This window comes from Pseudomonas sp. B13(2017) (genome assembly GCF_002113245.1).
Classification (GTDB): Bacteria; Pseudomonadota; Gammaproteobacteria; order Pseudomonadales; family Pseudomonadaceae; genus Aquipseudomonas; species Aquipseudomonas putida_Z.
In genome coordinates this window covers 127,620-145,108 of record NZ_NEJX01000005.1, presented here as the reverse complement: position 1 = coordinate 145,108, position 17,489 = coordinate 127,620, and the positions used below count along the sequence as shown (strand labels likewise).

At 55.7% G+C, this 17,489-nt stretch carries 13 protein-coding genes, 1 tRNA gene and 1 pseudogene; 9 read left to right on the top strand and 6 right to left on the bottom strand.

What is annotated here, in order from left to right; translation table 11 throughout:
- Window positions 1–4 precede the first annotated feature (4 nt).
- The gene (locus CAG44_RS09250) at window positions 5–1,210 is read left to right on the top strand and encodes a methyltransferase (protein ID WP_085691986.1); all 1,206 of its coding nucleotides are present in this window, start codon (window positions 5–7) and stop codon (window positions 1,208–1,210) included.
- Window positions 1,211–1,598: 388 nt separating this feature from the next.
- Here the strand turns inward: CAG44_RS09250 and CAG44_RS09245 are convergent, their stop codons facing one another.
- Complete coding sequence (locus tag CAG44_RS09245; protein ID WP_013970482.1) at window positions 1,599–1,874, bottom strand: DUF3077 domain-containing protein; 276 nt, start codon at window positions 1,872–1,874, stop codon at window positions 1,599–1,601.
- A gap of 563 nt (window positions 1,875–2,437) precedes the next feature.
- Between CAG44_RS09245 and CAG44_RS09240 the strand changes: the two genes are divergently transcribed.
- From CAG44_RS09240 to CAG44_RS09215, 5 genes are all read left to right on the top strand, one after another.
- Window positions 2,438–2,692, top strand: coding sequence for a hypothetical protein (locus tag CAG44_RS09240; RefSeq protein ID WP_085691985.1), 255 nt, complete (start codon window positions 2,438–2,440; stop codon window positions 2,690–2,692).
- A gap of 98 nt (window positions 2,693–2,790) precedes the next feature.
- Window positions 2,791–2,866: transfer RNA gene (locus CAG44_RS09235), tRNA-Thr, on the top strand.
- 164 nt (window positions 2,867–3,030) lie between these two features.
- The gene (locus tag CAG44_RS09230) at window positions 3,031–4,359 is read left to right on the top strand and encodes an integrase arm-type DNA-binding domain-containing protein (protein WP_085691984.1); all 1,329 of its coding nucleotides are present in this window, start codon (window positions 3,031–3,033) and stop codon (window positions 4,357–4,359) included.
- Between the two features lie 894 nt (window positions 4,360–5,253).
- The gene (locus CAG44_RS09220) at window positions 5,254–6,234 is read left to right on the top strand and encodes an integrase domain-containing protein (protein ID WP_085691983.1); all 981 of its coding nucleotides are present in this window, start codon (window positions 5,254–5,256) and stop codon (window positions 6,232–6,234) included.
- Window positions 6,231–6,506 (top strand): hypothetical protein, encoded by a 276-nt coding sequence (locus CAG44_RS09215; protein WP_085691982.1) that lies wholly within the window; start codon window positions 6,231–6,233, stop codon window positions 6,504–6,506. Before CAG44_RS09220 ends, CAG44_RS09215 begins: the two co-directional genes overlap by 4 nt.
- 159 nt (window positions 6,507–6,665) lie before the next feature.
- Here CAG44_RS09215 and CAG44_RS09210 read toward each other — a convergent pair whose 3' ends face one another.
- From CAG44_RS09210 to CAG44_RS09195, 4 genes are all read right to left on the bottom strand, one after another.
- Window positions 6,666–7,988, bottom strand: a complete 1,323-nt coding sequence (locus CAG44_RS09210) for a hypothetical protein (RefSeq protein WP_085691981.1) — start codon at window positions 7,986–7,988, stop codon at window positions 6,666–6,668.
- Between the two features lie 479 nt (window positions 7,989–8,467).
- Window positions 8,468–9,112 carry an HNH endonuclease gene (locus tag CAG44_RS27735; RefSeq protein ID WP_143493848.1) on the bottom strand — a complete coding sequence of 215 codons (645 nt, stop codon included), beginning with the start codon at window positions 9,110–9,112 and terminating at the stop codon, window positions 8,468–8,470.
- On the bottom strand, window positions 9,109–10,593 hold the full coding sequence (locus tag CAG44_RS09200) for an AAA family ATPase (RefSeq protein ID WP_158091146.1): 1,485 nt from the start codon (window positions 10,591–10,593) through the stop codon (window positions 9,109–9,111). Before CAG44_RS09200 ends, CAG44_RS27735 begins: the two co-directional genes overlap by 4 nt.
- 299 nt (window positions 10,594–10,892) lie before the next feature.
- Window positions 10,893–12,686 carry an ATP-dependent endonuclease gene (locus tag CAG44_RS09195; protein ID WP_085691978.1) on the bottom strand — a complete coding sequence of 598 codons (1,794 nt, stop codon included), beginning with the start codon at window positions 12,684–12,686 and terminating at the stop codon, window positions 10,893–10,895.
- A 747-nt stretch (window positions 12,687–13,433) separates the two neighbouring features.
- Here CAG44_RS09195 and CAG44_RS09190 point away from each other — a divergent pair.
- The 3 genes and pseudogenes from CAG44_RS09190 to CAG44_RS09180 all read left to right on the top strand — a co-directional run.
- Window positions 13,434–13,622: pseudogene (locus CAG44_RS09190) on the top strand (XRE family transcriptional regulator); the annotation flags it as partial.
- Between the two features lie 147 nt (window positions 13,623–13,769).
- Window positions 13,770–14,264, top strand: coding sequence for a hypothetical protein (locus CAG44_RS09185; RefSeq protein ID WP_085691977.1), 495 nt, complete (start codon window positions 13,770–13,772; stop codon window positions 14,262–14,264).
- 121 nt (window positions 14,265–14,385) lie between these two features.
- Window positions 14,386–14,592 carry a DUF3079 domain-containing protein gene (locus CAG44_RS09180; protein ID WP_085691976.1) on the top strand — a complete coding sequence of 69 codons (207 nt, stop codon included), beginning with the start codon at window positions 14,386–14,388 and terminating at the stop codon, window positions 14,590–14,592.
- Window positions 14,593–15,186: 594 nt separating this feature from the next.
- Here the strand turns inward: CAG44_RS09180 and CAG44_RS09175 are convergent.
- Complete coding sequence (locus CAG44_RS09175; protein WP_085691975.1) at window positions 15,187–17,484, bottom strand: TonB-dependent siderophore receptor; 2,298 nt, start codon at window positions 17,482–17,484, stop codon at window positions 15,187–15,189.
- Window positions 17,485–17,489: the final 5 nt, after the last annotated feature.

Genomic DNA, 17,489 nt, shown 5'->3' with positions numbered 1-17,489 from the left:
TGCCATGCCCAACCACCTCCACAGCCCCCACCTAAGCACCCGCTTCCAGGCCCTCGACCAGTTCCTGATCGAGCACCAGCAGCTGTGGAAACCGCGCCCCTTCACCAGCCTGCAGCTGGCCTGGGAAACCGCCCACCCCGAGCTTGCCGCCCACCTGCGCCAATGCTCCCTGGCAGACGCCGAAACCGACACCACCGCTGCCCCGTTGCCCGCCCCGTTCCCGCAACTGGCCCAGCAAGCCCGACAGCTTTCGGCACTCGGCAACCTCCCGGAAACCGACCTGCCCCCTGCCGCGCACCGCCTCGACGTAGCCGTCCCCGGCCGCAAATGGCAACAGATCGAAGCCTTCGCCAGCCACCTGGCCTTCCGCGAACAGCCCCGTCACTGGCTGGACTGGTGCTCCGGCAAAGGCCACCTGGGCCGCCGCCTGCTGCAACCCGGCCAACACCTGACCTGCCTGGAATACGATGCCGAACTGGTCGCCGCCGGCCAGGTCCTGAGCACGCACCACCACTTGCCGGCGCAGCATGTGCACCAGGATGTGATGGCCAACGACAGCGCCCGCCACCTGGCTGGCGGCAAAAGCGTGGTAGCCCTGCACGCCTGTGGCGACCTGCATGTGCGCCTGATGCAACTGGCCAGCCAGCAAGGTTGCCGGCAACTGGCCGTGGCCCCCTGCTGCTACAACCGCATTGCGGCGCAGCAATACCAGGCGTTATCCACAGCCGCCCAAGCCTCCAGCCTGCGGCTGTCACTGGACGACCTGGGCCTGCCCTTGAGCGAAACCGTTACCGCCGGCGCCCGCGTACGACGCCAGCGCGACACCTCGATGGCCCGGCGCCTGGGCTTCGACCTGCTGCAACGCCAGCAGCGCCAGACCGACAAGTACCTGCCGACACCGTCGCTACCCGTGGCCTGGCTGGAGAAGCCCTTCAAGCAGTACTGCCGCGACCTGGCCGAACTCAAGCAATTGCAGCTGACTGGCAACCCGGACTGGGCAGCCCTGGAAGCCGCAGGCTGGCAACGCCTGGCCGAGGTCCGCAACCTGGAGCGCGTGCGCAACCTGTTCCGCCGGCCGCTGGAGCTGTGGCTGGTACTCGATCGCGCCCTGTTCCTCGAAGAACAAGGCTACAACGTGCGCCTTGGCCTGTTCTGCGACTACCCACTCACCCCGCGCAACCTGCTAATCCTTGCCGAACGCGACCGTTAGCCGCAGCACAACCTGTGGATAACTCTGTGAACAAGCTTGTGATTACCTGTTGGATCCAAGCGCTATTTCAAGCGTTTGGCTTATTCCGGCTTGCGCGTCAAGGCCAGTAAAAACAGGCGTTTGCGCAAAGACCGGCGGTGTATCGAGCCGGCATGCCTTTCGCGCAAGGCGCCGATGCCACTTGTGCATAAACATTTCTTGTGGTTGGCGACTGCGTCTAAAGCCTTACCCAGAATGGCCTGATTTACGCGGTCCCTTGTAGGAGCGGCCTTGTGTCGCGAAAGGGCTGCAACGCAGCCCCAGCGATCTCTGCAAATACGCCAAAAACGGGGGCCGCTTTGCGGCCCATCGCGACACAAGGCCGCTCCTACACTGACCGCGTGAGCCTTCAATGCGCCTTGTTCTTGGCAATCTCGATATCGTTCATCAGCGCCTTGGCCATGTCGCACAGATAATCGGCGGCGCCCAGGAATTTATGGTCATCCTCCATATCCCCCTCGCGCACCAGATGCTTGATGTAGCCCATCAGGATCGAGACATGCTCATAGGCAGCATCGACGGGGACGCCAGGCTCGACGCGTAGCAGATTGAGGGATGGGTTACCGGCTGCGAGGAAGGTTTCCACGCCTGCGGTGGTGATGGGTTCGATGATGGTTTTCTTCATGGCATAAATCCTTACTCGGGGAGGGGGCTGCCAGAAATCTTTCTCACGGATTTGGGTGGCAGCCGTACGCGGGGTGAGAAACCGGTCGAATAAGGAAGCCCGGCCAGACCGAAGTCTGCCCGCGTACGGCCACCATAAATGGGTAGCGCTTATTCGATCAGGGTTCTCACACCCGGTCGCCAGAGCGACCCGAAAACGGTATCCATGAGCCATTTCCCCGACAACAGCGATACTTCGGCGGCGCGCGTAGGATAGTTCCGAAGCCATCAAACCCTGAAGCTGTTAGCCCTAAAGTTCAGAATCTTCGTACAGCTGATGGCCCTTTCGCGGGCGCGCCCGCTCCCACAGGTACTACACAGTTTCAAGGCTTGTGGAGATCCTGTGGGAGCGGGCAAGCCCGCGAATAGGCCATCACAAGCAACACAAAGCTAATGCCCGACCGCCGCAACGGTGTATCATCCGCCCCCCAAATGATTAAAAAGTGACGTCGCGCGCTGCCCGCCAGCCCCGCGACCTTCTGGCGTTGCGCCAGAACCGACAATGGACTAACGGACCCGACCATCGTGACCCAAGCCAAGCCCCTCGCCCTGCTGACCCTCGCCCTGGCCCTGGCCCTGACCGGCTGCGCCAGCGGCACCGCTCCCCACCCCACCAGCAGCCTGGGCTGGAACCACCCCGGCATGCAGCTGGGCGGCGACAACGGCCTGCCCCTGCGCACCGAAAGCCCCTGCCGCAAGCGCGGCTGCGACAACGACAAGCTGTTCTTCAACCCGGGCAAAACCGAGCCAAGCGTCACCACCATCCATCGCGGCTGGTAGGAAAATTCTTCTTTCAGGTCGGTGACTTAGGTCATTTGCGAACATTCGCAACGAAGTGGTTTACAGGCGCCAACCGATCGTTATAATGACGCCCCATTGCCGGTATAGCTCAGATGGTAGAGCAACTGACTTGTAATCAGTAGGTCCCGGGTTCGATTCCTGGTGCCGGCACCATATCCAGCTCCATCGCATTCCACCGAATGCCTTGGAAGCCCCTAAAACCCGCCCTTTGGCGGGTTTTTTCGTTCCAGGACCCTCCGTCGGGATCCAACAAAATACCCCATCCCCGGGGGTATTTTTAGGGTACAGCGTCTTGCCTGCATGGAGAACGTACCCTTATGCCACGTCTAGCCGTTCCTCTCAGCGACCTCAAATGCCGTACGGCGAAACCTCGCGAACGTGCCTACAAGCTATTCGACGGTGGCGGCATGTACCTCTTCGTGAAACCCAACGGCGTGAAAACGTGGCGATTGCGCTACTTCAAGCCCAACGGCAAGGAGGGCACGCTGATCATCGGCAACTACCCCATCATCTCGCTGGCCGTCGCGAGAACCAAGCGCGATGAAGCCAAGGCCCTGCTACTCGACAACCTCGACCCGATGGAAGAGAAGAAGAAAGCGAAGCTAGCGGCTCAACGAGCTTCCCTGCTTTTTGAAACCGTCGCCCTGGAGTGGCACGCCGAAATGTCCCGGCGCTGGACGGAGGGACACGCCAAGACCGTCATGAGCCGGTTGCGCACCCATGTCTTCCCCCTGATCGGCCAACGCCCCATTGCTGAACTCGATACTCATGACCTGCTTGAGGTCACTCTGCGTATCAAAGATCGCGGCACCATGGACGTCGCCCTGCGCGTGCAGAACTATCTCTCCACGATCATGCGGGGCGCGAAGCGGGCGCGGCGGATCAGCCAGAATCCGGCGCTCGATCTGGCAGGGTCGATTCATGCCCCGCGTACCGTGCACCGCCCTGCCCTCTCACTCAACCGCCTCCCCGAACTACTGAACCGGATCGACAACTACAACGGCCGTGAGCTAACCAAGCTGGCTGTATTGCTGACGCTGCACGTATTCGTGCGCTCCAGCGAACTGCGCTTTGCGCGCTGGGAGGAGTTCGACCTGCAAAGGGCGATGTGGGAAATCCCCGACACCCGCAAGCCAATCGACGGCGTGCGCAATTCCACCCGTGGCACCAAGATGAGCGGAGACATACAGATGGTGCCGCTCTCTCCCCAGGTCATTGCGATCCTTGAACGGCTGCGCGGCTTGAGTCGCTTCTCCGAACTGGTGCTGCCCGGTGACCACAAGTACTGGAAGCCAATGTCGGAGAACACGGTTAACCAGGTGCTACGCAACGTTGGCTACGACACATCAAAGGAAGTATGCGGGCATGGATTCAGGACCATGGCCTGTAGCGCCTTGCTGGAGTCAGGACTGTGGACCGACGCGGCTATTGAGCGGCAGATGAGCCACAAGGAACGCAATCGCGTGCGCGCCGCCTATATCCACAAGGCCGAATTTTTGGAACAGCGCAGGCTGATCATGGCGTGGTGGAGCAATTACATCGATGCCAACAGATCGGGGCATGTCACTCCACATGAGTTCGCCCATCCAGCTGGCGACAACATCACTCCCTTGCCAAGTGGGCGTGGCGCATTCAATCGTCGATGAACCCTCCAGGACACCGTTGGCCGCTCTTTAATTCGGGTCCATCCAAACAGGGCTGCAAAGCCGCCCTGTTTGGATGGACCTAGCTTTGCAAAGCTAAAAGCCGACACAAATCCTTTGAATACCACTGATTTCCACCGGTGGATAATTTCATGCACAGCCCCAGAGGCCACGAGGATTGGGGCGTTGACCAAAATTATCCACAGGCGTAGAACTGATCGTGCAAACGCTGCCTTGGGCAGCACCCCAGGTGACCCGAGCCTTCAAGGTCACGCCGCTCTCGCGGTGGCTCTACCCAAGGGCGATTCGCATCCGGCAGCTCGCCCGGTCACTACCCATGTGATGGATGCTCTTACACATGTAGCGCTCGTGCGCCAGATACACCGTACCTCGCTGCCCTGCAGCAACCTATCCGCTTGGCCGACTACTGCGCCAACCTGTGCCCGTCTCTTTCTTCTGGAAAGAGACGGGCACTTCTACCACTGCTGCAGCCCTGATCGCACATGGCTTTGCGGCATTCCCCCTCGTGACAATCGGCGTGACAAACGCCGATGTCACCAGCAACAGCGCTGTAGATGATGGTGCCGCAGACCAAGGAATGGACTGCACCTGACTGACAGTCAGGCATGCCCCGGTCATCGCATTGCTGCTTGCACATGGCTCAGGATCTCGCGGCGCAGGTCTCGTCAGCCAGTGCTGCCTCCACCCGCCCACCGGTAACGGTGCTCAGGAGGCCAGATCATGAGATGCCCTTGCTCCCGGTCGTAAGGAGCCGCCAGTCCCGCGCAGAGGACATTCCCCACAGGTCGCAGGGGCCTTGATCCCTGATAACACTCAACATTCTTGGCGGGATGACGTGGGGCGAGGATCGGAGACCAGGCGATGAGGTGATTCGACATGGCATTGGTGGGTAGACGCGATGGCCGTAATTTCGGCTACGGCAGGCAACTGAGCTATGCAGGGCCGCAGGCGTTGAAAGACATGTTCGGCGGCGGCCACTACGGCACGGTGAAGGCACACTGTGATCGGTGGCAGGCATTCGTCAGATGGTGCCGCTCCGAACAAGGGCCCGGTATCAATGATGCGCGGCAGATTGATCGTAAGGTATTGGCGGACTATGCGGCGTACCTGCGCGATGCGGTTGAGTGCGGTAGCCTCGCCATCAGCACCGCACAAAACCGCCTATCCAGCGTTAACAGGACCATGGCGGCGCTGCGCGGTGATCAGTGTGTGAAATTGCCCAGTCCGAGCAAGGCGTTGGGAATGCAGCGCACCGGAGTTCGCCAATCGGCTCCGCAAGGCCAAGACCGCGAACAGGTTAAGCAGATCGTCGATGCGCTTTGTAGCGATCATCAGCAACGGGCCGCAGCGATTGTTCTGTTGGCGCGAGCCACCGGCATGCGCCTTCGTGAGGCCATCCTGGCTGACCTGCCACGGCTGAGCCGTGAGGCTGAAGACCTAGGCAGGATCAACATTCAAGATGGCACCAAAGGCGGTCGCGCTGGCGCCTCAGCGCCACGATGGATTGCGGTGAACCAACATGTTCAAGACGCACTTGGGTTTGCACGGCAGGTGTCGCCTGCGAGTAGCCGCAACCTGATTGCGCCAGACGAAAGCTATCTGAATGTTCTGCAGGAAATCATCCGCCCAGCGCGAGACGTCCTGCATGCACACAGGCTCAAAGGGTTCCATGAGCTACGAGCGACGTATGCATGTGAGCGCTATGAGCAAATCACTCTACACCGCGCGCCTATCATCGGCGGCCAATGCTGCCAGTTAAATCAGCACCTTGATCGCGAGGCTCGGAGGCAAATCAGCTATGAGTTGGGGCACGGTCGGATCGATGTGGTCGGGGCCTACATTGGAGGGCGCGTATGAGCAAGCCATTCGATATGGAACTGTTCTTGGCTGCGGTGCTGACGGGATCGTACGCAACGCGGCAGCGCCATTTACGGCAAGCAAAGCTCATCCAAGCGGAGATATCTGATCGCTGGCAGCTAGAAACACCTTGGAGTTGGAAGAAAAAACATGTTGCTTGGTTTCTCGACCGCCGACTAGCGAGGCGATGCAAGGCGACTCGATATTACTACCTGCTTACCGTGCCGCTACTGGCTCGCCGTTTAGAAAGAGCATGGGTCTTCAAGTGCTAAGAAGGCCTGACTTTAGCGATAGACCGACCGCGACCAACCCAAAGCTGCTGTCGGCCAAGGGCCGCTAACGACCATAGTCGGTCATCACGGTGGCCGTGCAAGACTTCAGCGAGGATTCTGCAACAACTGAATCAGCCAGCCCATTGCTTGGTCGATGTATCACGTGGCGACGACCTCGATTTTAAGGTCATAGCCACCGAGCTTATGGCCTCCCCAGCTTGTCTTCTTAACGATTATTTGTTTATCACCATGGGACTCGCAGTATGGTGCACCAAATCGCAGCGCATCTTTAGTGGAGTCAGAAATATCAATTCCGAGGCTTTTTCGGACTAAAACTCTCGACAATACGAGGAGCCTCTCATTTGCTTGACACGCGCGGCTATTGTCGTTCACGTTTAGCTTGATTTTTAATACCTTCGCAACACCTTCCACACCCTCTACGTAATATGCGAAATTATCGCAAAGTAGGTCATCTCCGACATCGTACATTTTTGAGGAAGCACACCATTGATCGGCAAAGATGAGATTATAATATCCTGTCGAAACTCCCTCACTCAAAAGAAAGTCCTTTGCAAGGTATGGCGACCATCCTTGTGAGCCGATAACTTCCGGCTTCATCTTTTCCAAATTTTTTAGCTTGCGCAAATGGGCAAAGGTACTTAACAGTTGCTTGTGCGAAACCACCTCAACCCTGGCGATGTGATCTGCCCAACGCCGGATAGCCTCGAGCCTGAAATTAAATAGCACTACCGCATACAACTTCGCAAGACGACGTAGCCTTCTGTCTTGCACGGTGAATTTAAGTCGCACGAAAACCGTCTCATAGGTCGAATATGTCATCATTGCAAACACGAAAGGCAAATACATTACTGTCAGCAGAGCAGGAACAATAAAGTCATAAAATGTCTTTTCCTGGCCAAGCTCTTTGAAATCAGTAGCGAGCATGTAAGCTGTGTAGGCCAGTGTAAAAAGCCCGAAGAAGATGACAATGCCGTTGAGAAGCTTTTTGACTTGCAGATACTTAACATCTGACTCTGAGATAGGGATCATCATACCTACCACAACCATAAATGGGACTAAGAACAATTCAGCCAGAAGTGGCAAACTGTAGATCCCGACCACGAACTGCAAGATGGCAAGCACCCTCAAATTGCCGATTACAGAGTTTTTGAAAAAGTGCGGATCATTTTTTATTTTTCCCAAATTGTAAATCGACATCAACCCCACGGAGAAAAACCAAAATACCGTATTCTTCAACTGATCAACATTCCATAGATCCCAACCCAACAAGAGATATACCATAGCGGCGGTATACACAGATGCCAACGAGAAGACTATCATCAGGGGGCGTGATTGAAATACAAATGCTAGATTTTTGAAGGCTAATCGGACCTCTCTCATCCTTTTGGCAGAGCAAATATACGCTGCGGCGAGAATCAGCCACAGCGCGATTGCGATTTCCCTGTTGTTTAAAATATCCATATAGCTGACCTTGGTGAAATGCTGGGTGAGCGGATGTTAAATGGCCTATCCCTCAATTCCAATGTGGCAGAGCACATCTGATAAAGGAAAATGGCAGCTAGCGGCCGTTAGGAGCTCATCCTGAAGGGCTGCTTTGGGTCGATTGCAGCCGTTCGCGACTGACTGCTATCGACCCAAAGCGGACGATCACGACAGGCTGATTTCGGCCAGGAGCGGACAGTGATGTCCGAGCAATAAATCTGTCCTCTCTCCTGTCGTGGCTTGGCGAAGAGCGCGGCTCAGTATGATTACGCCATTTGCGCTGTCGAATCTGTGGGTGGCTAGTCGACATTCAATTAACAGCATTTTGGCGATACGTCTCTAATACGTGAAATGGCCACCGCTAGATGGCTGCGGCGACCAAGTGGAGAAGTGAGCGACTACCTGATCGAATGCCGCTTTCAACATCGGAGAAGACTGATGTTATGGGGGAATACCGGCTATCTAAGACCATTTTTAGAAAGCTCAAGATCTATCAATTCAATTGCGAGATCAGCGAGTACTGGATCCGCCTTGGCATTGAAGGCCGCGTCTACCTCCTCTTCAAAAGACGTATCTGCTGCGCTGCCCTTCATGCCCAGAAAATTCACAGTAAACCTAAGTAGATCGCATGTGTAGATCGTGAATTTTCCCTTTTCTGAAATCGGCACGTACACGAATTTCTTGTAGGAAATATGTTGGCCATATATATCGTAATGAGGATGGACAATCTTAAAGCCTTTGGAGTCTGCTGGGTAAGTTTTTCGCCGCGGATTCACCAATACTTCTTTATCCCCTTTGCTTAAGTTGCAATCAGGGCATGAGGCAGCAAGATTTTTGGGCTCAAACATGAAGCGAGCATGTTTCGCTCGGGGTGCAATATGCTCAACGTCCCAGACTCGATGGTTTTTGGAGTTTAGGTGTTTATTGCAGTAGCAGCAGCGAACCCCCTGTTCTTCGATGTAATGATCTTTAACTCTGCTTTTGAGTCTCTCCAGAGTCTTGTCTGACCAATAATCCGGGTTTTGCTGGTGACTTTCTAGCTCTCCATATGCCGCTACAATGTCCAGGTCAGCAGCGCAATAATTGACTGCCTTTATAATCATTCTGCGGCCTCCGCTTCAGTCGCAACTTCTTGAAGATTCATAATTACTTTTGAAACGGAGGCTTCTTCTTCGAGTTTCGGAAGTAAGCTTACGAGCCATTCCACAGTCGTTTGGAATTCTTCTGACTTCACCTCACCATTTGCTGCTAACCGCAATGCTTTGATGATTTCTTGTTTTAGGTATAGATTATTTTTCCCTGGAGTCTGAAATGCCGTTGCCAAAATGTGGTCAGAGGATTTTCCAGAGATATCAATTGGCTCTATATCAGAACTATAATTTCGTTCCATTACGACCACGTTGGAGATATTGGCATCAATATCTCCAACAATGAGAGGGGAGTGAGTCGCAATAATGAAATGACATCCTTTGTAATCTGAAAAGGTCTTTAACAATAGATCGATATATCCTGACTGCCATTCTGGATGCAAGCTAACTTCTGGCTCGTCAATCAAAATCAAGCTGCCATCTTCGATGACAGACGCTAAACCTAAAAATGCCGTTACCAAACTCATCTCACCAGAGCTTGCACTTTGCAGGTCTACTTTGAGCCCGTCTTGGCGCGTGACTATAACTTCGACAGGCGTGATAACCCTGGTTTTCCGCAAAGGCTCTAATTGAGAATAAAGATTTATGTCATTTACGTGCGTATCAAAGTCGGCGCGTATGGAGATATGATTGCGACTGCTGCTGGACTCTATAAACAACTTAGCCGCTGAAGCCATTGCGTCATAGTCTATTGCAAGCTTCATGTCATTTATAGCAGCCTGGGACTCGAATGACTCCATGACCAATTGAATATTGTCTGAAGCCAACTCTTCAATTCGCTTATGGCTTGCTCTATATACAACCTCAATTTCAGGCTTGAATCCCAGAAAGCTAAAAGCTCCAGCTACTCTATCAAGCCTTTTAATTCTACCATGTGAGATATTAAACAGCCCTTCAATTGCTTTAAGTAAAGGTGCGATTGCGGAGGCCTTACCAGAGCGATCCCGTAGGCCCAAATACTCATAGCAGTTTGATGTTGCCCCAAAAACAGAGTCGCGCTTCCAGTTTGATATTTTAAACTTATCAAATGGCGTGGTTGTCAATGCAATAACTTTGCTTGGCAGAGGTACTTTATGTAGATCTTGAACTGCCGCGCCATCAACTAGTATCTTGAATTTCCCATTCAAAGACCTAATGTCAACTGTGGCACCGGCCGTGCTGTATTTTAAATTTACTTCCGCTCTACTTCTTGAACTGCTTTTGATTGGATCTTCTAGCTGCGAGAAAGTCTCAGCGATTGAGGCTAGGAATCGGCTTTTACCTATCCCGTTCCGGCCAATTAATATTGTGACCCATGAAGAATTAACTTCGGATGGCGCACTTGTTGAGAAACTTATTGAGTTCGATGATTGATCTTGGTTTAGAAGTAATTTTTTAGGCGTAAAGAAGACTGAAGCGTCAGTCAGCCGAAAACTGTGAGTCTTGCGTCCCTGCATGAGATATACCTGAAAAATTTCGGGCGGTAGCATAAGGCTACTATAGCACTAAATCGCCCCCAGTTTCCCAGTTCCTCAGAGAAACTCAGGCCTCAAGCCTGAAGCCTGAAGCCTGAAGCCTGAAGCCTCGATATTAGGTTCCAAGTGATTGTGAGGCTGTCATCATTTCGCTATTTTTTGACTACTGCGAAGGGCCGCTTTGGGTCGTTAGCAGCCTTTCGCGAATGGCCGTTAACGACCCTTAGCTGCCGGTGGACAAAGGCAGCAATTGGCCAGGAGCAGACGTTCGTCCAAGCCCCTCAAATCAATGGAGCGTAGACATTGGTTAACAGTTTTTTGAGCTGTTCTGGAACACCGTCCCAGCCTTCTCCCCAGTCAAGAGTACGCTTGTAGGCATTGAAAGGTTTTTCAGAACTTGGCGCGGCGTAACCCAGGAAGTCTTCGATGCACTCCTCTAGAAGGATCAGCTTTTCGTCATTACCCACTGCAAGCCTGATCGGCTCGTTAAATTTCTCCGCCCCTTCGGTACCTTTGTCGCGGTCATGAATGACAAAGAAGTCCACATTGAGTGCGCTCAGGTACTTAACCAATCCAATAATTGAGGCTTTACCTCTAGCCTTGACTATTTCGCTTCCCGAAAGGACTAGTGATTTCGTTTCCGGGGGCATTCTGCGAATAGCCTCTTTGATGACGACCTCTTCTGTATCACCTTCGACAACCAGTACCAGACGGGTGAAGAAGATCCGCGACACGTGATCGTCAAGCTTGATAAGCATTTTGACCTGATCCTTATCATTACTTTGCAGCTTGACGAACTCCTCGGATACCGAAAATGGAAGGACGCTGGTGTGCCCTTTTTCGTATTGAAAGCGATTGAGGACCTGCTTGGGTTTGCGGGAAAGGTCGATAAGGTAGGGAGAGTGAGTGGTGGCAACTATCTGAGAGTTCTGATCGGACAAGTCGTAAATAAGATCCCGCATCTGGTTAGCAGCACTCGGATGCAGGTAAATCTCTGGTTCTTCAAAGCCGATAATGAGTCCGCGCTCATCGTTACCTTCGCGTCGTTTCAGCCATTGCTGCCTAAACCGCAGCAGCCCGAACACCGCAGCGCGAACCATGCCAGTACCCTGGTTGGCGACACTTGTGCGTATGTTGCTGGACATTTCAATTGCGAACGTAGGGACGAGTGCATCTGGGCTAGAGAGATCAGCTGCTGCGTAAATACGAGACTCTGGGAAGACTCCGCCAAGGACAGTGTTCAACTCCCCCATCATCTTGCCAAACTCTGAGCCAGCATCGCTTGGGTCAAGCTCTTTGGCAAGCAGGCTTAGGCATGCTTGGGCATCTTTGTAATTGGCGGAGCTTTCACGCACATCCTTGAACAGCTCGTGCAGAATCTTCTGCAGCACACCACTTTTCTGATCAATTTCGTGGGATGCTGCATCCGCAGGGATAATGAGGATGGAAGGGAGTTTAGAGAGAACGACGCTACCAATGCCGCCTGGATTAAGTGCCCACTCCTCTTCTTCATTGGTTTCCCACAATTCGTCGATGAGTTCGAGTTTATCTCGGTCGCTAGCGGAAATTTTCTTGTCTAATACGGAGAAGGTCTCGGCGATCAGTTCTGGAGGGGCCCCGGCGGCGATAAAGTCGGCAGGCTTCTGTAGATCTGCAAACTCTGGTTTCATCGTTCGTTTAAGCGTCTTCAACTCGATCTTGACATCTTCGAGTACCTTGTACGTTTTTCGATAGAAAATGCTCTTCCCAGTCTCTCCGGTGTCTTGCGGATCATACGAGAAAATGCGACCCTTGAAGCCACGCCACGTGGAAGCGGTGTCAGGGACATTTCTGAACTCCGCCTCTAGGACGACAGTGTCGCAAGTGATTTTCGTCTCGCCTGTTTCTTCATCTAGCTCAGAGCAGAAACATTCGGTATCCATACGCTTGCTGTTAGACAGCAGCCATCCAATGGCTTTGAGCACTGAGCTCTTCCCCGCATTGTTAGCGCCAATCAGAAAGGTCGCATTACCAAACTCTATTTCAGCAGTGTGCAAGCGTTTGAAACCTTTAATCGAAAGCCTATGAAGACGCATAATTCTCTTCCTTGACCGATTTATGAGCTGGTCGTAATGCTTCTCAATATGTATGGCGCGTTAAGTTTTTTCACTGAGATGGCCAAACGATGGCAACCATAGACCAGAGTTTTAGGGGTGTCGAGAACTGGAGGTGAGGCGACTAGACTCTGAGTATTTCTGGAGATTTCTAGAATCAAGAGGGGAACGATCGCATTTGGCCGGTAGCTGCCTTCCGCGAATGACCGCTATGGGCCGATAGCGGTCGTCTGGAAAAGTCTGCTTCGAGGCATTTCGTGCCCCTTCCTGTCTTCAGCAGCAGACGTCCTCTCGCTAGCAGCAATCGAGAGGGCCCCCAAATTCCCCGATTCGATTCCACAGAAAGCCATAACTAGCTGATTTTTTTATAGATACCCTTTGAGGTACGTCAAAAAATCCACCAAATTCCAGTCCCGCCAAAATCGGGGCCTCACAGCCAACAACCGTTCGTCTGGTGCCGCACCATACGCAGTATCAAAAAAGGCTCACCGAAAGGTGGGCCTTTTTTGTTTTCAGGGTCGCCCAACCACATCAGCCTTGGCCTTGAGGTCGATGCGCTCGGTGTAGGAGCTGGCTTGCCTGCGATGGGCTGCGCAGCGGCCCCCAGCGATCCCAAAGAAGAGAGCAGCCAGAGACCAGACACATCTTCCAATATAAACGCTTTGACTCGCCCACCTGGCCCCGCCACGATTTATCGCAAATTTTAGATATTCCTGCTGAGGCAAGCCGATGGCGCTTCAATTTCACGAAAGCCCTTTCCACGCCACTCACGATGCAGACACGGCCAGCAAAATGGCCTTGAAAATGGACCTGTCCATTTTCATCACGGACTGCATCAAAAAAATGGGCCTCAAGCAGCATGATGCTGCGGTCAGGCTGAACGTAACCCAATCCCGAAAATCCGAGCTTGCAAATGGTTGATTCTCGATGAAGCGCGAGAGTGGGGCCAGTAATACCAGTGAGGCGATGACTGTGCCCTCGAATACGGCGCATGGGGCCCGGCATTGCGACACCTCCCCGCTCGATTACTCGCTAGAAAAACTCTGAGCGCTTGTGTCCTCTGACATGCCCCCCTCTGATCAACATGCCCGTCAGGCACTTGAGCACCTGGTCGTTCAAGCTACAAAAACCTCGCTGGACAAGCTCGACAAGGCCGTTGCCGAGACTTTTGCTCTCCTCTTCTGGTACAGAAACGAGGATATGCGCGAAGCATTGGAAAATCGCTTGAACATGCCAAGGCTCGCCCCCGTAAGGAAGCGGCGCCTGATGTATCTGGTTGACCGGCTTCGCCGTTTTCCATGCATGAAGCCGGAACAAGCCGAGCAGATGAAGAAGCTGGTCACCCGCTGGAAGGACCTGGCTCAAGATCTGAATGGAAAACAGGTAGAAAAGGCGCAAGCGGTAAACCGTTACGACAAGGTTGCTGCTACGTGGGGCGTGGCTGAGCCCGTATCCAGCCTGATGAGCCTGGTACTAGACCTGCAAACCCGGCACTTCGTAGATGCCCATGATCTGCCGAATGGCTATGCCCAGTTGGCAACGCGTCCACCTCAACACTGATCCGATAATGTGGGTCAGTTGTTTGTAGTGGCTGTACTCCTCCCCAAGATTGATCTCAATCAAGCCTGACGCCAGCACGCAGCTTAGCCTGAGATCAGTCAGCCCTTGAGGGAAGGAAACCATGGCCAAGAAATTCCCCACAAACCCCAGCCACCCGGAGCGCATCTGCTGGGGCTGCGACCTGTACTGCCCGGCCAAGTCATTGGCCTGTGGCAATGGGGCGAGTCGGACCATGCACCCGGTGGAACTGTTTGGCGAGGACTGGGACAGCTTCGAGGACCGGCTGGAGAAGTCGATTGGTCGCGAGCAAGGGACAGGGCACAGGTGAAATGGGGCCGCTTTGCGTGCCATCGCCGGCAAGCCGGGCTCCTACAGGTACAGCGCATGCCTTGAAGCCCGGTGCGGCCTCAGCGAATCAGGTGCCGCGGTGAATGGCACGGGCTTCGCCCGTATTCGCGGGCGCGCCCGCTCCCACAGGGATCGCACCACCTATCAGAAATTGGGCAAGGCAGTTGCTCCTAAAGGAGTGCGCCGGGCTCAAGGCATGCGCTGTACCTGTGGGAGCGGCTTTAGCCGCGAACACCGGCGCAGCCGGTGCCATACACCGTGTTGGATTCTTCGCGGCTAAAGCCGCTCCCACAGGGTACGCGGATTGCTTGCAATTTCAGTTATCTACGCGACAGCGCAGCCCAAAGGGCTGGGCCATCTACCACAGGTACAGCGCATGGTTTGAGCCTGGCGCCGACCCAGCGAATCAGGTGCTGCGGTGGATGGCACGGGCTTCGCCCGTGTTCGCGGGCGCGCCCGCTCCCACAGGGATCGCGCCACCTGTTAGAAATTGAGCAAGGCAGTTGCTACCAAAATACCTGTGGGAGCCCGGTTTGCCGGCGATGGGCTGCGCAGCAGCCCCAGGTGCGGTTGGTCAGAACGCTGTGCTGACCGTCAGCGACAGGTTGCGTGGGTCACCATAAATTGCCCCGGCATAGAACCCGTAACGGGTGTAGTAGTGCTTGTCGAACAGGTTGTTGGCGTTGAGGCTGACGCTGGTGTCGTCGGTCAGCTGGTACTTGGCCATGGCATTCCAGATGGCATAACCGGACCAGTTCACGTCAGTGGCACCGTTGCTCACACCATTGCTCGGCTGGCCCGCCGGGCTGGAGATCGCGCGGATGTTGCTCTGCGCAGTAACCCCGGCGCCTAGAGTCAGGCGGTCGAGCGGGCCGGAAAGGCGGTAGGTGGTCGAGGCCTTGAACAGGTGCGATGGGTCGCTGCGGCCGTCGCTGTCGACGCGGCGGAAGTGCAGGTAGGTGTAGCCGGCGTACACGTTCCAGCTGGGGGTCAGGGCGCCGGCGATTTCCAGGTCGATACCGTCGGTTTCCTGGCCGGAACCGGCCTTGTAGGCGTCGCCACCGGTCGGGGTGGTCAGGTCGCCGTCGAGCACTGCCTTGTTTTCCTGCTTGGTGCGGAAGTACGCCGCCGAAGCGTTCAGGCGGCCATCGAACCACTCACCCTTGATACCCGTCTCGTAGCTTTGCCCGCGAATCGGCTCGACCTTGCTGCCGCTGCTGGTTTCGGCGGTTTGCGGGGTGAAGATGTCGGTGTAGCTGGCGTACAGCGAGTAGTTGTCGTTGAGGTCGTACACGGCGCCCAGGTACGGGGTGACGATGCCGTTCTCTTCCTGGCTGGTACGTGCGCCAGCCACACTGCGCGTGGTGGCCGAGTAGTTGCTGGTGCGCACGCCGAGGATGACCGACAGCGGGTCGGTGATGCTCAGGCGGGTTGCCGCGTACATGCCCTGCAGGCGGGTGGTGGTCTTGCTGTGGCGGCCGGTGCGCGAGGCGATGATGTTGTAGTCGTCATCCACGCCATTGCGCCAGTCGGTCAGCGGGAAGCCGTTGTTGGCGCGGAACTGGCAACCCAGCGCAGGCGCACTGGCCATGCCGTCGCCGACCATGGTGCAGGTGTATTCCGGCGACCAGGCCACGGTGCGGCTGTCGTTGTAGCCAACCATCGCCTGGTGGGTACGGCCAAACAGTTGGAACGGGCCGGACAGGTCGATCTGCGCCGACTGCTGGGTGGTGTCGGTGGAGCTGTGCAGGCCGTTGAGCACGGCGCCGCTGCCATCCTGGTCCCAGTAGCCGCCGTAGCTGCCACGGCCCGCCGAGTTGACCTTGGCCAGGCCGCGGTGGTTGAGGGTTTCGGCGGTGCTCTGGGCGGCTTTCAGGTCCAGCGTCCAGTCGTTGTCGAAGCGGTGCTCCAGCGAGCCGAACGCAGTGCGGGTGGTGTACTCGCCAAAGCTCCAGCTGGGTACCACGTTGGTGCTGCGCGGCAGGTCGGTCTTGCTGCCATCGCGATACCAGATCGGGATGTTCGCACCCCAGCCACCGCCGACAATCTTGTTGTACTCGTACTGGTAGCCGGCACCAAGGGTGGTGGCGTCGTCCAGGTCGAACTCGAAGTTGGCCAGCGCGGCGCGGGAGCGTTCGGACTGGTTGTCGCGGAATGAGTTGGCGTCCTGCTGGGTCATCACGAAGCGCGAACGCAGGCGGCCGTCTTCGGACAGCGGCAGGTTGAGGTCGGCGCCCAGGCGGCGCTTGTCCCAGCTGCCGTAGGTGGCATAGGCGCTACCGCCGAACGTCCTGGTCGGTGCCTTGCGGATCAGGTTGACGGTGGCCGACGGGTCGCCGGTACCACCCAGCAGGCCGTTGGCGCCGCGCACGATGTCGATGCGCTCGTACAGGTCCATGTTCAGTGCGTTGCCGCCGCCACTGAAGTCGGAGCCGCCCTGGAACTGCAGGCCATCGACCTTCCAGTTGCTGATCGAGTAACCACGGGCACGGTAGTCGGTACGCCCGCCCACTTCGGACTTGCTCGCGGTCACGCCTGGGGTGGTTTCCAGCGCTTGCTCGATGGTGTGGATGTCGCGGTCATCCATCTGCTGGCGGGTAATGGTGGTGACCGACTGCGGCGTCTGGCGCGGCGTCAGGGCCAGGCCGGTGGAGCTGCGGGTGCTTTCGACCGTGTAACCCAGCTGGCCGGCTTCGTCGGCAGGCAGCAGAGCGCTGTCTTCGATCTGCGTGGCCTCCAGTTCCAGGGGCTTGCTGTCGGCAGCCATCGCGCCACCGCTGACGGCCACGGCAATGAACAGGGCCAGCGGTTTGAGGCGCGTGCCGCCTCGGCTGATGGAGGGGAAGGCGTTCGGGGTGCTCTCGGAGTTCATTTGGG